Here is a 13,119-nt window from a genome sequence, read left to right as displayed (position 1 = left end):
ACCATGGCTGACTCCGAGAACCGGATCGACTCCGGCATCTCCCGAAGGCGACTCCTCGGCACCGCGGGCGCGACGGGCCTCGCCCTGGGCGCCGTGGGCGGCGCCGCCGGGTACGCGACCGCGTCGTCGAACTCCCCCGACGCCGCCGCGTCGCTGACCTCCCTCGGCGCGGACCGCGTGATGTTTCACGGGAAACATCAGCCCGGCATCACGACCCCGATGCAGTCCCGCGGGCACTTGATCGCCTTCGATCTCGCGCCGGGCGCCGGACGCAAGGAAGCGGCGGCCCTGATGCGCCGCTGGTCGGCCACCGCCCGGCGGCTGATGGCCGGCGAGGCGCTCGGCGACTCCGACACCGACGTCGCCCGCGACGCCGGCCCTTCCTCGCTGACGCTCACCTTCGGCTTCGGCCACAGCTTCTTCTCCCGTACAGGGCTGGAGAAGCAGCGCCCGACGGCTCTCGACCCGCTGCCCGACTTCTTCTCCGACCACCTCGACAAGGCCCGCAGCAATGGCGACCTGTGGGTGCAGATCGGCGCGAACGACGCGCTGGTCGCGTTCCACGCCCTGCGCGCGGTCCAGCGGGACGCGGGGGAAGCGGCCCGGGTGCGCTGGCAGATGAACGGCTTCAACCGCTCGCCCGGCGCCACCTCCCACCCCATGACCGCCCGCAACCTCATGGGCCAGATCGACGGAACGAACAACCCGAAGCCGGCCGACGCCGACTTCGACAAACGGATCTTCGTCCCCGCTTCGGGCGACCCCGCCTGGATGGCCGACGGCTCGTACGCCGTCGTACGACGCATCCGCATGCTGCTCGACGACTGGGAGAAGCTGTCGGGGAAGGCGCAGGACGACGTCATCGGACGCAAGAAGTCCGACGGCGCGCCCCTGACAGGCGGCACCGAGACCACGGAGCCGGACCTGGAGAAGACCGGCGCCGACGGCAAGCTCGTCATCCCCATCAACGCGCACGCCCGCATCACCCGGCCCGACCAGAACGGCGGCGCCGCGATGGTCCGCCGCCCGTTCTCGTACCACGACGGCATAGGCCACGACGGGGTGCCGGACGCCGGGCTGCTCTTCATCTGCTGGCAGGCGGACCCCCTGCGCGGCTTCGTCCCGGTGCAGCGCAAGCTCGACCGGGGAGACGCCCTGTCGGACTTCATCCGTCACGAGTCGAGCGGGCTGTTCGCGGTGCCCGGCGGGGCAGGCGAAGGCGAGTACGTGGGGCAGGCGTTGCTGGAGGCCTATTAGGGTGACCAATATGTCAGCCAGCTACGCGTATCTCGGCCCCCAGGGCACCTTCACCGAGGTTGCTCTGCGCACGCTCCCGGAGACCGCCACCCGGGAGCTCGTCCCGATGGTGTCCGTGCCCGCTGCACTCGACGCCGTACGCAACGGCGAGGCCGAGGCCGCGTTCGTGCCGATCGAGAACTCCGTCGAGGGCGGCATCACGACCACGCTCGACGAACTGGTGGCCGGCGAGCCGCTGATGATCTACCGCGAGGTGCTGCTCTCCATCACCTTCGCGCTGCTGGTCCGGCCCGGTACGCAGGTGTCGGACATCAAGACGGTGACGGCCCACCCGGCGGCCCAGCCGCAGGTCCGCAACTGGATGAAGTCGAATCTCGCCGAGGACGTGACGTGGGAGTCCGCGGCGTCGAACGCGGATGGCGCGCGCCTGGTGCAGGAGGGTCGCTACGACGCGGCGTTCGCGGGCGAGTTCGCGGCCGAGCGCTACGGCCTGGTGCCGCTGGTCACCGAGATCCACGACGCGGAGAACGCGCAGACGCGGTTCGTCCTCGTCGGCAAGCCGGCCCGCCCCGCGGCGCCCACCGGTGCGGACAAGACCTCCGTGGTCATCTGGCAGCGAGACGACCACCCGGGCGCGCTGCTCGAACTGCTCCAGGAGTTCGCGGTACGCAGCGTCAACCTGATGCTGCTGCAGTCCCGCCCGACCGGTGAGGGCATCGGGAACTACTGCTTCGCCATCGACGCGGAGGGCCACATCTCGGACCGCCGCGTGGGCGAGGCGCTGATGGGGCTCAAGCGGGTCTGCCCGCAAGTGCGCTTCCTGGGCTCGTACCCGAGGGCCGGGGTCACTGTGGCGGACGTCCGGACTCCGCGGACGGGGACGTCCGACAGCGATTTCATGGCGGCGTCCGACTGGCTCGCACGCTGCCAGGACGGCCGTTTCTGACGCCTTCGGGTTCCAGGTCGCGGCGTCTTCGGACATACGGGTTCTGATGGCTTTCCGGCGTCTTCGGGCGCCGGTTTTCGACGTTCCGAGAACCGGTCCTACCTGCAGATTTTCGCCATCCACAGAAGTTATCCACAGGCGTGCTTCTCGACCTGGGGACAAGTCGACACCATCTCGCTACATGGTCGACAAATCGCTCCACAGCCCCCAAGTCCGTCCACAGGAGCACACGTCACCCCTCGTCCACTCTTTTCCTTTGATCAACTCTATAGAGCGAACCATTTCCACTCGAAAGTGCGTGTGAGATGGGTTTGGATCGGGAATCCTTCGCCGCGCATGCGGCTTTCGGAACGATCTCTTCCGGCGTCCACAGATCTTTCGCACAGCCTGTGGATAACTTTTCGGAGAGTCACATTCCTGTGGACAACCCCGCCCTCAAGTCCCGCCGCACACAAGGGGATTTGGTCAAGCGGCCATGCCGCGTCTGCCCCATTTCGGGGAAAGGGGCCCTTTTCATTGACCGGCGCCCACCGCGTCCGACCGGTCCCGAGAAGATCCATTTCGGCCATGCGCTTCACCGCGCTTCACCGCGCTTGACCTCTACATTGCCGAATTCACATTCCGGCATATCGGGCATAAGGTAACGCACGGGATATCGGTTCGTGCGGTGGAACCGCGCACCGGTAGCCTTGAGGGGTGATTGACCTTCGCCTGCTCCGTGAGGACCCCGACCGTGTTCGCGCCTCCCAGCGCGCCCGTGGAGAGGACGTCGCACTCGTCGACGCCCTGCTCTCCGCCGACGAGCGGCGCAGGTCGTCCGGGCTCCGCTTCGACGAGCTCCGTTCCGAGCAGAAGTCGCTCGGCAAGCTGATCCCCAAGGCCTCCGCCGACGAGAGGCAGGAGCTCCTGAAGAAGACCGGCGAGCTCGCCGCCGCCGTCAAGAGCGCCGAGGCCGAGCAGCGCGAGGCCGACGAGGAGACCCAGCGCCTCGCCCTCCTGCTGGGCAACATCGTGCACGCGGACGTCCCGGTCGGCGGCGAGGAGGACTTCGTCGTCCTCGAGACGCACGGCACGATCCGTGACTTCGGCGCCGAGGGCTTCGAGCCCAAGGACCACCTGGAGCTCGGCGAGGCGCTCGGCGCCATCGACGTCGAGCGCGGCGCCAAGGTGTCGGGCTCGCGCTTCTACTACCTGACGGGTGTCGGCGCGCTCCTCGAGCTCGCCCTGGTGAACGCGGCGATCGCGCAGGCCACCGAGGCCGGCTTCATCCCGATGCTGACGCCCGCCCTGGTGCGCCCGCGTGCCATGGAGGGTACGGGCTTCCTCGGCCAGGCCGCGGAGAACGTGTACCACCTGGAGAAGGACGACTACTACCTGGTCGGCACCTCCGAGGTCGCGCTCGCCGGGTACCACATGGACGAGATCCTCGACGCGGACAAGCTGCCGCTGCGTTACGCCGGCTTCTCGCCGTGCTTCCGCCGCGAGGCCGGCACGTACGGCAAGGACACCCGGGGCATCTTCCGCGTGCACCAGTTCGACAAGGTCGAGATGTTCTCGTACGTCGCTCCCGAGGACGCCGAGGCCGAGCACATGCGGCTTCTGGAGTGGGAGAAGCAGTGGCTGACCGGCCTCGAGCTGCCCTTCCAGGTCATCGATGTGGCGACGGGCGACCTCGGTTCCTCGGCCTCGCGCAAGTTCGACTGCGAGGCGTGGATCCCGACGCAGGGCAAGTACCGCGAGCTGACCTCGGCGTCGAACTGTGACGGCTTCCAGGCCCGCCGCCTGTCCATCCGGATGCGCGACGGCAAGAAGGTGCAGCCGCTGTCGACGCTGAACGGCACGCTGTGCGCGGTGCCGCGCACCATCGTGGCCATCCTGGAGAATCACCAGCAGGCCGACGGCTCCGTGAGGGTGCCCGAGGTGCTGCGTCCGTACCTGGGGGGACGAGCCACTCTTGAACCGAAGTAAATGCAGTCTGGAGCCGAACAACAAGTGAGCCGCCCTGCTCCGCTCGATCACCCGTTCCCGTACAAACTCGTCGCGACCGATCTCGACGGGACGCTCCTGCGGCCCGACGACACGGTCTCCGAGCGGACGCGTGAGGCGCTCACCGCGGTCACCGCGGCGGGCGCCGCCCACATCATCGTGACCGGGCGGGCCGTGCCCTGGACCCGGCACATTCTCGACGACCTCGGCTACGAGGGCCTCGCGGTGTGCGGGCAGGGCGCGCAGGTCTATCACGCCGGCGAGCACCGGCTGCTGACGTCGGTGACGCTCGACCGGCAGCTGGCCGGTCTCGCGCTCTCCAAGATCGAGGCGGAGACCGGGCCGCTGGCCCTGGCCGCGAGCCGTGACGGCCTCGAGGGCGAGGTCATCGTGGGGCCCGGCTACCAGGTGCAGGAAGGCCCACTGCCGGTCATCCCGTTCACGGATGCCACCGAGCTCTGGAAAGCACCGCTGAACAAGGTGTACGTGCAGCACCCCGGCATGACCGACGACGAGCTGGCCGCCGTGGCGCTGGCCGTGGCCGGTGATCTGGTGGGCGTCACGATGGCCGGCGAGGGCATCGTCGAGCTGCTGCCTCTCGGTCTGTCCAAGGCGACCGGTCTCTCGCTCGCCGCGCGCCGGCTGGGCGCGAAGGCGGCCGACACGATCGCTTTCGGCGACATGCCCAACGACATCCCGATGTTCGGCTGGGCGGCGCACGGCGTGGCGATGGCCAACGCCCACGCGGAGCTCAAGGCCGTCGCGGACGAGGTCACGACGTCGAACGCGGATGACGGCATCGCGATGGTCCTGGAACGTCTGCTGGGCTGACGGCCTGCCGTCGGGGCGGCCGTCTGCGGCTGCCGTTCCCCTGAGGGGCCCGGCATCGAAAAGTCTGGGTGGGCGGCCCGCGCACCCGGAAGGTGCGCGCTCGAAGCGGCCGCCCCGGGCAGCCTCCCCGTGAGCCGGCTCGTACGGAGTGAGTGACTACTCCGGAGCCTGCCGTGGGCTGCCCTGCCGGGAGCTCGACGGAATCTTGACCGACATCGTCTCGCTCCTCTCCCAGCAGGCGGGCGCCGTGGGCGGCGCGGTTACAGAACTACTGTGCCCGTACTGGGAGTTGGGTGCCACCGAATAAAACCGGAACCGGCACGCGGCTAGCGTCTGCGCCACTTGCGGCGTCGGGCGCGGCTGAAGAACCAGCCCGCGGGGGGCTTGTCCGAGCGCCACAGCTGCGGCTCGGGGGACTCGTTCCGCCAGCGGGCGGCGAGCATGCGGGCCCGCGCGGACGGCTCCGTGGTCTCGGCGGACCGTATGAAGTCCTCGTCGAAGGTCACGTCCTCCCACGTCTCGTCCCGCTCGTGCTCCGGATCCGCCGCCATCTCCACTCCTCCTGGAACGGGCCCGCTTCCTGGGAACGATTCGCTCTCCTGGAAGATCGCTCTCCTGGAAGATCGCTCTCCTGGAAAACAGGTCACCCTCCCGACCAGTGTCCTGATGGGAGGGTGAAGCCGCTGTCAAGAGCCGTCACTCCTCGCCGGCGAGCTTCAGCGTGCGCAGCTTCTGGCCCGCGTACCAGGTGGCGAGCACCGTGACCCCTGCGAGCAGGACGGTGGCGAGGGGCAGGCCGACGTCCGAGGTGATCAGGTCGCCGCCCGCCACCTTGTGGGCCACGGCGAGGGACCACTGCTGCACGCTGAGGGTGCGCGCACCGGCCACGAGCGACCCGAAGAGCGCCTCCCAGACCAGGGCGTAGACGAGGCCGAAGACCACCGCGTGGCGCGTGATCGTGCCGAGGAGCAGGAAGAGCGCGGCGTACGCGATGGAGGCGACGAGGGCCGCGATCGTGTAGGCGACGGCGATCTGCTGCCCGTTCCCGTTCAGGATCAGGCCCGCGATGAGCGTGGGGACCGCGGAGAACACCATCGTCACGGCGATGGCGACGATCAGCTTGGTGAAGATGATCGTCGGGCGCTTGATCGGCTTCGCGAGGAGGTAGACGACGGAGCCGTCGTCGATCTCGGGGCCGATCGCGCCCGTACCCGCGATGACGCCGATGATCGGCACCATCGTGGCGAGCGCGAACCCGCCCAGGACGTCGGCGGCGATCTGGTCGTCCGCTCCGGTGAGGCCGCGCACGAGCGCGGAGATGGCGATGAGCAGGACGGGCAGGGCACACAGGATGAGGGCCCGGCGGCGGCCGAGCAGGGCTCGGTAGGTGAGCCGGGCGACAGTGGGGTCGTACATCAGGGCCTCCTACGCCGCGACCAGATACGAGAACACGGACTCGAGGGACTCGTCGGACGGCGAGACCGTGAGCAGTCTGATGCCGTGGGCCTTGGCGACCTGGGGCAGCAGGGTGGTGAACCGGCCGAAGTCGACGGCCTGGACGCGCAACGCGCCCTCCTTGAGGTCGACTTCGATGCCCGCGGTGGACGGGTCCGCGATCAGCACGGCCGCGAGGGCGCGGTCGTCGCTGGAGCGGATGAGGTAGCGGTGCGGACGGTCGGTCATCAGGCGGCGGATCTTGCGGAAGTCACCGCCGGCCGCGTGGCGCCCGGCGACGATCACCTCGATGTGGGAGGCGAGCTGCTCGACCTCTTCGAGGATGTGGGACGAGAAGAGGACTGTGCGGCCCTCGGCGCCCATGCGGCGCAGGAGGTCCATGAGCTGCATGCGCTGGCGCGGGTCCATGCCGTTGAACGGCTCGTCGAGCAGCAGCACGGACGGCTCGTGGACAAGGGCGGACGCCATCTTCACGCGCTGCCGCATGCCCTTGGAGTACGTCGAGATCTTGCGGTCCTGCGCGTACTCCATCTCGACCGTGGCGAGCGCCTTCTGCGCCTCGTGCGTGCCGAGTCCCTGCAACTCGGCGTTGGCGACGACGAATTCGCGGCCGGTGAGGAAGTCGTACATCGCCTCGCGCTCGGGGACGATGCCGATGTGGCGGTAGACCTGCTCGTTGCGCCAGATCGGCTCCCCGTCGAGGGTGACCGTTCCGTTCGACGGGGCGAGGAAGCCGCCCATCATGTTGATGAGGGTGGATTTTCCCGCGCCGTTCGGGCCGAGGAGGCCGGTGACGCCGGGGGAGATCGTCATCGTGATGTCGTTGACCGCCACCACGTTGCCGAACCAGCGCGATACGTGGTCGATGTTGATCGTGGTCACAGTCCGACCTTCCGGTAGCGGCGCATCAGGAGGCCGTAGCAGCCCGCGATGAGTCCGAGCACGACGAGCAGATAGACGACGCCCTGGCCGGTCGAGGGGCCGTGTCCGCCGGGGAAGGCGGAGGTGGCACCGAGGAAGGCGGTCTGCACGCCGTCGATGAGGGTGACCGGCGAGAAGAGGCCGAGCCACGTGATCGCGCCGCCGTTGTCCTGCGAGTCGGCGATGGCCTGGACGGTGGAGACCGCTCCGTAGGAGATGGTCATGACGGCGATGACGGCGGCGATGCCGAAGCCGCGGCGGGGGGTGACCGCCGAGACGACGAGGCCGATGCCGGCGAAGAGCAGCGAGAGCAGAGCCACGGAGACCAGTCCCTGGGCGAATCCCTTGGTCTGTTCGGCGAAGTCGAGCTTGGCGAGCAGCGCGCCAACGTAGAGCACGATCAGCGGGGCCGCGGTGAGGGCGAAGAGGGCGGAGGTCATGGCCGCGAATTTCGCCAGGACGTAGTCCCCGCGCTCGATGGGGCGTGAGAAGTACAGGGGGACCGTCTTGAAGCGCAGGTCGCGCGAGACGGACTGAGGTGCCTGGGAGGCGAGATAGAGACCGATGACGGCCTGCAGGAGGATCGCGTAGCGCGTGTAGTCGACCGGCAGGTCCTTCATCTTGGTGGTGACGGCCACCGCGACCATGATCAGCGCGGGGACGCACATCACGACGAAGAGCAGCATCGGCAGCACTTTGGACTTGGCCGACCGCCCGAGGCCGTAGGCGCCGCGCAGGCTCTGGGAGAAGAGCGAGCGGCGGGCGTAGGCGCGGCCGAGGCGCGGGCCGTCGTAGTGGCGGTAGCCGATGTTGTGGATGCGGGTCTGCTCACCGGCGGGGGTGAGGGACTGCTCAACCGCCATGGGTGACCGCCTCCTTCCGCTCGTTGTCCGTCTCTGAGCGGAAGACTTCCGCGATGTGGTGCCTGCGCTGTTCCATCCGGATCAGCCCGAGGCCGAGCTCGGCGACGATGTCGCGCACGAGGTCGTAGGTGTCGTCGCTCTGGGTGGTGATCAGCACCGTGTGTCCGGCGCCGGGCAGCTCTCCGCCGGTCGCGGTCTCGATGCCGCGCAGGGCGAAGGCCTCACGCAACGCGCGCGTGCCGTCCGGGTGTTCGTCGGAGTCGGTGACCTCGATCGCCAGCGTCGTCGTGGTCTGGGTGAAGTCCGTGGTGGAACTGGAGCGCAGGAGCTTTCCGCCGTCGACCACGACGACGTGGTCACAGGTGCGCTCGAGCTCGCCCAGGAGGTGCGAGGTGACGAGGACCGAGATGCCGAAGTCGGTGTGGACGCGACGGATCAGGTCGAGCATGTCGTCACGGCCGACCGGGTCGAGACCGTTCGTCGGTTCGTCGAGGAAGACGAGCTGCGGGTCGTGGACAAGAGCCTGCGCGAGCTTCACGCGCTGCTTCATGCCCGTCGAGTAGCCGCCGATGGGGCGGTAGCGCTCTTCGTAGAGGCCGACATGGCGGAGGGTGTCGGCGGTGCGCTCGCGGGCCGCGGTGGGCGGCAGGCCCGACATGCGCGCCATGTGGACGACGAACTCGGTGGCCGAGACGTCGGGCGGTAGGCAGTCGTGTTCCGGCATGTAGCCGACGCGTTCGCGGATGGCGGCGCCTTCGGTGGCCACGTCGAGGCCGAGCACGGCGGCGCGGCCCTCCGTGGCGGGGGACAGACCCAGAAGGATCTTGATCAGTGTGGACTTGCCGGCTCCATTGGCTCCGACGAGTCCCGTCACACCGGGCCCGATGTCCATGGAGAGCCGGTCAAGCGCGGTCACCCGGGGGAACCGCTTGCTCAGGCTTTCGGTCGCGATCACAGTCACACCTCGAAGGTAGTGGCGCAGACCACACGGATCGTCAGACCAGGGGCTTGTCCCCGTCTCAGACTCGAGTACTACGGGTCCCTAGGGGTTCCTCCCTGAGTCGCCCTCCGTGAGCTCCCGGAGTTTTCCCCCGGCGCCCGTGCACACCCCTTGACGCAGCCGCCAACCATTGTCACATTCATCAGTGTCAAGTTACGAGCGCGTACGGCGACGGCCCGGACACGGACGGACGGTGGCATGACCCCAGCAGTGGTACGTGAACTCTCCGCGGAGCTGCGGGGGTTCAGAGAAGTCCAGTCCCTCGCGTACGAGTGCGCGGAGGCGGTCGCGGCGCAGCTCAAGCCCGGCGTGACGGAGCGCGAGGCCGCCCGGATGCAGCGGGAGTGGCTGCGGGAGCGCGGGGTGCGCGACTGGTTCCATCTGCCGTTCGCCTGGTTCGGCGACCGCACGGCGTTCGCCGGCTTCCGGATCCCGCTCCAGTTCTTCCCGACGAACCGGAAGCTGGAGGCGGGGATGCCGTTCATCCTCGACATGGCCCCGGTCTACAAGGGCTGTACGGCGGACATCGGCTACTCGGGCTCGCTCGGCCCCAATCCCGTGCAGGACAAGCTGCTCGCCGACCTGGAGGCACATCGCGAGCTGATCGTGCGCGAGGTCCGTGAGCGCCGTTCCCTGCGGGAGATCTACGAGGACGTGGACCGTCTCATGGTCCGCCAGGGCTATGCGAACCGGCATCGCGCGTACCCGTTCGGGGTGATCGCGCACAAGGTGGACCGGGTCAAGGAGCGCCGGATCTCCCCGACGCTGTTCGGCTTCGGCACGCAGTCCCTGAAGGGGCTCGCGAGCGACGCGGTCCATGGGCACCGGGACGGCTGGTCCCCCCTGTGGTCGCCGTACAAGTTCTCCGACCATCCGCCGCAGCCGGGCCTGTGGGCGGTGGAGCCGCACCTCGGCTTCCGGGGTACGGGCGCGAAGTTCGAGGAGATCCTGGTCGTCACCGACTCCAAGGACCCCGAGCAGAGCGCGTTCTGGCTGGACGACGATCTGCCGCATGTGCGGCGCTGGGCGGAGGGCATCTGATGGCGGAACTCAAGGGGCTGGCCGGAGCGCGGGAGCGCTGGGTGAGCACGGGCGGTATCGAGCTGTGCGTGGCCGAGCTGGGCGACCCGACCCGGCCCACGGTGGTGCTCGTGCACGGCTACCCGGACTCCAAGGAGGTGTGGTCGCAGGTCGCCGAGCGGCTCGCCGACCGCTTCCATGTGGTCCTGTACGACGTGCGGGGCCACGGCAGGTCGACGGCGCCGACGCCGCTGCGCGGCGGGTTCACGCTGGAGAAGCTGACGGACGACTTCCTCGCGGTCGCCGACGCGGTCAGCCCGGACGAGCCGGTCCATCTGGTCGGCCACGACTGGGGCTCGGTGCAGTCCTGGGAGTTCGCCACGGTCCGGCGTACCGAGGGCAGGATCGCGTCCTTCACCTCGATGTCGGGCCCGTCGCTCGACCACTTCGGGCACTGGATCAAGAAGCGCATGGCGCGGCCGACGCCCCGCAGGGTGGGCCAGCTGCTCGGCCAGGGCGCCAAGTCCTGGTACGTGTACATGCTGCACACGCCCGTGCTGCCCGAGCTCGCCTGGCGCGGGCCGCTCGGCAAGCGCTGGCCGAAGATCCTCGAACGCATGGAGAAGGTGCCGGCGGGCGACTACCCGACGCCGTCCCTGCCCTCGGACGCCGCCCACGGCGCCTGGCTCTACCGGGACAACGTACGGGCGCGGCTGAGCAGGCCACGCGCCGACGCGTACGCGCACGTGCCGGTGCAGCTCGTCCTGCCCCTCGGCGACATCTTCCTGTCCGAGCGGCTCTATGACGAACTGGAGCTGTGGGCACCGGGATTGGTCCGACGCACGCTGCCGGCCAAGCACTGGGTACCGCGCACCCGCCCGGATCAACTGTCCGCGTGGATCAGCGAATTCGTCCTGGCGAACGAGGAGCGGGAGGCGGGCGTGCCCGCTCAGCGCACGAAGGCCACGGGCAAGCACGCCGAGCGCTTCGGCGGCCAGCTCGTGCTGGTCACCGGCGCGGGAAGCGGCATCGGGCGGGCCACCGCCTTCGCGTTCGCCGAGGCCGGCGCGCGCGTGGTGGCCGTCGACCGGGACACGGAGAGCGCGGCCCGCACCGCCGAGATGGCCCAGCTCATAGGCGCCCCTCAGGCATGGGCCGAGACCGTGGACGTCGCCGACGAACAGGCCATGGAGAAGCTCGCCGAGAAGGTCGCCGCCGAGTACGGCATCGTCGACGTGCTGGTGAACAACGCGGGCATCGGCCTGTCCGGGTCGTTCTTCGACACCACGCCGGAGGACTGGAAGAAGGTCCTCGACGTCAATCTGTGGGGCGTCATCCACGGCTGCCGCCTGTTCGGCAAGCAGATGGCCGAGCGCGGACAGGGCGGCCACATCGTGAACACGGCGTCCGCCGCGGCATTCCAGCCCTCCAAGGCGCTGCCCGCCTACAGCACGTCCAAGGCGGCAGTCCTCATGCTCAGCGAGTGCCTGCGCGCCGAGCTGGCAGGCCAGGGGATCGGTGTCTCCGCGATCTGTCCCGGCCTCGTGAACACGAACATCACGGCAACAGCCCGCTTCGCCGGGGTCGACGCCGAGGAGGAGAAGCGCCGCCAGAAGAAGTCCTCGCGCCTGTACGGCCTGCGCAACTACCCGCCGGAGAAGGTCGCCGACGCGATCCTGACCGCCGTCGTGCGCAATCAGGCGGTCGTCCCGGTCACACCGGAGGCCCGCGGCGCCCACCTCATGTCCCGCTTCACGCCCAAGGCCCTGCGCGCCGTCGCACGCTTGGAGCCGCCGTTGTGAGCACCGAGGAGAGCACCGGGCACACCGGACACACGGAGCCCACCGGGCACTACGCGATCACCCCGCGCCGCGTCTCCTTCGACTGGGAGACGACGCCGCTGCACTGGATACCGGACGAGCCCACAGCGACGCACGTCATCAACGTGCTGCACCTGCTGCTCCCGGCGGGGGAGCGGTGGTTCGTGAAGGTCTTCAAGGAAGGCCTGCCGCTCGTCGACGATCCCGAACTTCTGGGGGACGTCAAGGGATTCATGGGCCAGGAGGCCACGCACAGCGTGCAGCACGCGTACGTGCTCGACCATCTGGCCGCGCAGCGGCTCGACACCGGGGACTTCACGAAGCACGTCGACTTCCTCTTCGAGAAGCTCCTCGGCGAGCGGCCGCCGCTGGGCGCCCCGATCTCCACCCGGGAGTGGCTGCGCTTCCGCCTCTCCGTCGTCGCGGCGATCGAGCAGTTCACCGCGGTCCTGGGGAACTGGGTGCTGCACGCCGAAGGGCTCGACGCGGCGGGCACGGACGAGGTCATGCTCGACCTGCTGCGCTGGCACGGCGCGGAGGAGGTCGAGCACCGCGCGGTCGCGTTCGACATGTACCAGCACTGCGGCGGCGAGGGCCTGCCTCGCTACGCCCGCCGACTCGCGGGCATGTCCGTCACCGCTCCCGTGATGCTGTACCTGTGGGCCTGGGGCGCGGCGTATCTCATACGTCACGACCCGCAGCTCGCCGGACGGATGCGCTACTCGCCGGCGGAACACAACAGGGCGGTGCGCAAGGGACTGCTGCCCAGCTGGCGGGAGCTGGGTGCGGCGATACCCCGCTATCTGCGGCGGTCGTACCATCCCTCGCAGGAGGGGTCACTGCGCAAGGCCGTCGAGTATCTGGCGCAGTCGCCCGCGGCCAGGTCGGCGGCGGGTGCGATCGGCCGGACCGCTCTGTCCTAGGGACTTTCGTCCGGCCCGCACGCGGTCGACGTCCGGATACGGGTCGGCGCCACCTTCCCGCAGGCACGGCGGCCACAGGCACGGCAGAAGGATGTGA

Annotated in this window: 12 protein-coding genes; 7 read left to right on the top strand and 5 right to left on the bottom strand. The window is 69.2% G+C overall.

Annotation, left to right across the window (positions count from 1 at the left end):
- The first annotated feature begins 3 nt into the window (after positions 1-3).
- The 4 genes from efeB to OG456_RS18600 all read left to right on the top strand — a co-directional run bounded on the left by efeB (position 4) and on the right by OG456_RS18600 (position 5,020).
- Positions 4-1,257, top strand: coding sequence for an iron uptake transporter deferrochelatase/peroxidase subunit (gene efeB, locus OG456_RS18615; protein ID WP_266562413.1), 1,254 nt, complete (start codon positions 4-6; stop codon positions 1,255-1,257).
- A gap of 10 nt (positions 1,258-1,267) precedes the next feature.
- Positions 1,268-2,203, top strand: a complete 936-nt coding sequence (pheA, locus tag OG456_RS18610; RefSeq protein WP_266562411.1) for a prephenate dehydratase — start codon at positions 1,268-1,270, stop codon at positions 2,201-2,203.
- 696 nt (positions 2,204-2,899) lie between these two features.
- The gene (gene serS / locus OG456_RS18605; RefSeq protein ID WP_266562409.1) at positions 2,900-4,171 is read left to right on the top strand and encodes a serine--tRNA ligase; all 1,272 of its coding nucleotides are present in this window, start codon (positions 2,900-2,902) and stop codon (positions 4,169-4,171) included.
- 24 nt (positions 4,172-4,195) lie between these two features.
- Entirely contained in the window at positions 4,196-5,020 is an 825-nt protein-coding gene (locus OG456_RS18600) for an HAD family hydrolase (RefSeq protein WP_266562407.1), read from the top strand.
- Between the two features lie 326 nt (positions 5,021-5,346).
- Here OG456_RS18600 and OG456_RS18595 read toward each other — a convergent pair whose 3' ends face one another.
- From OG456_RS18595 to OG456_RS18575, 5 genes are all read right to left on the bottom strand, one after another.
- Positions 5,347-5,571 (bottom strand): hypothetical protein, encoded by a 225-nt coding sequence (locus OG456_RS18595; RefSeq protein WP_266562405.1) that lies wholly within the window; start codon positions 5,569-5,571, stop codon positions 5,347-5,349.
- A 145-nt stretch (positions 5,572-5,716) separates the two neighbouring features.
- Positions 5,717-6,436: an ABC transporter permease gene (locus OG456_RS18590; protein ID WP_100597167.1), complete on the bottom strand. Its 720-nt coding sequence runs from the start codon at positions 6,434-6,436 to the stop codon at positions 5,717-5,719.
- A 9-nt stretch (positions 6,437-6,445) separates the two neighbouring features.
- Complete coding sequence (locus tag OG456_RS18585; protein WP_266562402.1) at positions 6,446-7,357, bottom strand: ABC transporter ATP-binding protein; 912 nt, start codon at positions 7,355-7,357, stop codon at positions 6,446-6,448.
- Positions 7,354-8,259 (bottom strand): ABC transporter permease, encoded by a 906-nt coding sequence (locus OG456_RS18580; protein ID WP_100597169.1) that lies wholly within the window; start codon positions 8,257-8,259, stop codon positions 7,354-7,356. Before OG456_RS18580 ends, OG456_RS18585 begins: the two co-directional genes overlap by 4 nt.
- Positions 8,249-9,214 (bottom strand): ABC transporter ATP-binding protein, encoded by a 966-nt coding sequence (locus tag OG456_RS18575; protein WP_100597170.1) that lies wholly within the window; start codon positions 9,212-9,214, stop codon positions 8,249-8,251. Before OG456_RS18575 ends, OG456_RS18580 begins: the two co-directional genes overlap by 11 nt.
- 243 nt (positions 9,215-9,457) lie before the next feature.
- On the opposite strand from OG456_RS18575, the gene OG456_RS18570 reads away from it, so the two are divergent.
- From OG456_RS18570 to OG456_RS18560, 3 genes are read left to right on the top strand one after another with little or no spacing between them, the layout of a single operon-like run.
- Complete coding sequence (locus OG456_RS18570; protein ID WP_266562399.1) at positions 9,458-10,300, top strand: M24 family metallopeptidase; 843 nt, start codon at positions 9,458-9,460, stop codon at positions 10,298-10,300.
- Complete coding sequence (locus tag OG456_RS18565) at positions 10,300-12,081, top strand: SDR family oxidoreductase (RefSeq protein ID WP_266562397.1); 1,782 nt, start codon at positions 10,300-10,302, stop codon at positions 12,079-12,081. The genes OG456_RS18570 and OG456_RS18565 overlap by 1 nt, the downstream gene beginning before the upstream one ends.
- Positions 12,078-13,022: a metal-dependent hydrolase gene (locus OG456_RS18560; protein ID WP_266562395.1), complete on the top strand. Its 945-nt coding sequence runs from the start codon at positions 12,078-12,080 to the stop codon at positions 13,020-13,022. Before OG456_RS18565 ends, OG456_RS18560 begins: the two co-directional genes overlap by 4 nt.
- Positions 13,023-13,119 lie beyond the last annotated feature (97 nt).

This window comes from Streptomyces sp. NBC_01446 (assembly GCF_026340095.1).
GTDB lineage: Bacteria > Actinomycetota > Actinomycetes > Streptomycetales > Streptomycetaceae > Streptomyces > Streptomyces aureus.
The sequence above is the reverse complement of the archived record's forward strand: the minus strand, read 5'-3'. Positions and strand labels throughout refer to the sequence as shown.

What these genes read in the sequence shown, in the direction of transcription:
- efeB (WP_266562413.1), top strand. Translation starts at nt 4, where the DNA reads ATGGCTGACTCCGAGAACCGGATCGACTCCGGCATCTCCCGAAGGCGA.
- pheA (WP_266562411.1), top strand. Translation starts at nt 1,268, where the DNA reads ATGTCAGCCAGCTACGCGTATCTCGGCCCCCAGGGCACCTTCACCGAG.
- OG456_RS18595 (WP_266562405.1), bottom strand. Translation starts at nt 5,571, where the DNA reads ATGGCGGCGGATCCGGAGCACGAGCGGGACGAGACGTGGGAGGACGTG.
- OG456_RS18590 (WP_100597167.1), bottom strand. Translation starts at nt 6,436, where the DNA reads ATGTACGACCCCACTGTCGCCCGGCTCACCTACCGAGCCCTGCTCGGC.
- OG456_RS18580 (WP_100597169.1), bottom strand. Translation starts at nt 8,259, where the DNA reads ATGGCGGTTGAGCAGTCCCTCACCCCCGCCGGTGAGCAGACCCGCATC.
- OG456_RS18570 (WP_266562399.1), top strand. Translation starts at nt 9,458, where the DNA reads ATGACCCCAGCAGTGGTACGTGAACTCTCCGCGGAGCTGCGGGGGTTC.
- OG456_RS18565 (WP_266562397.1), top strand. Translation starts at nt 10,300, where the DNA reads ATGGCGGAACTCAAGGGGCTGGCCGGAGCGCGGGAGCGCTGGGTGAGC.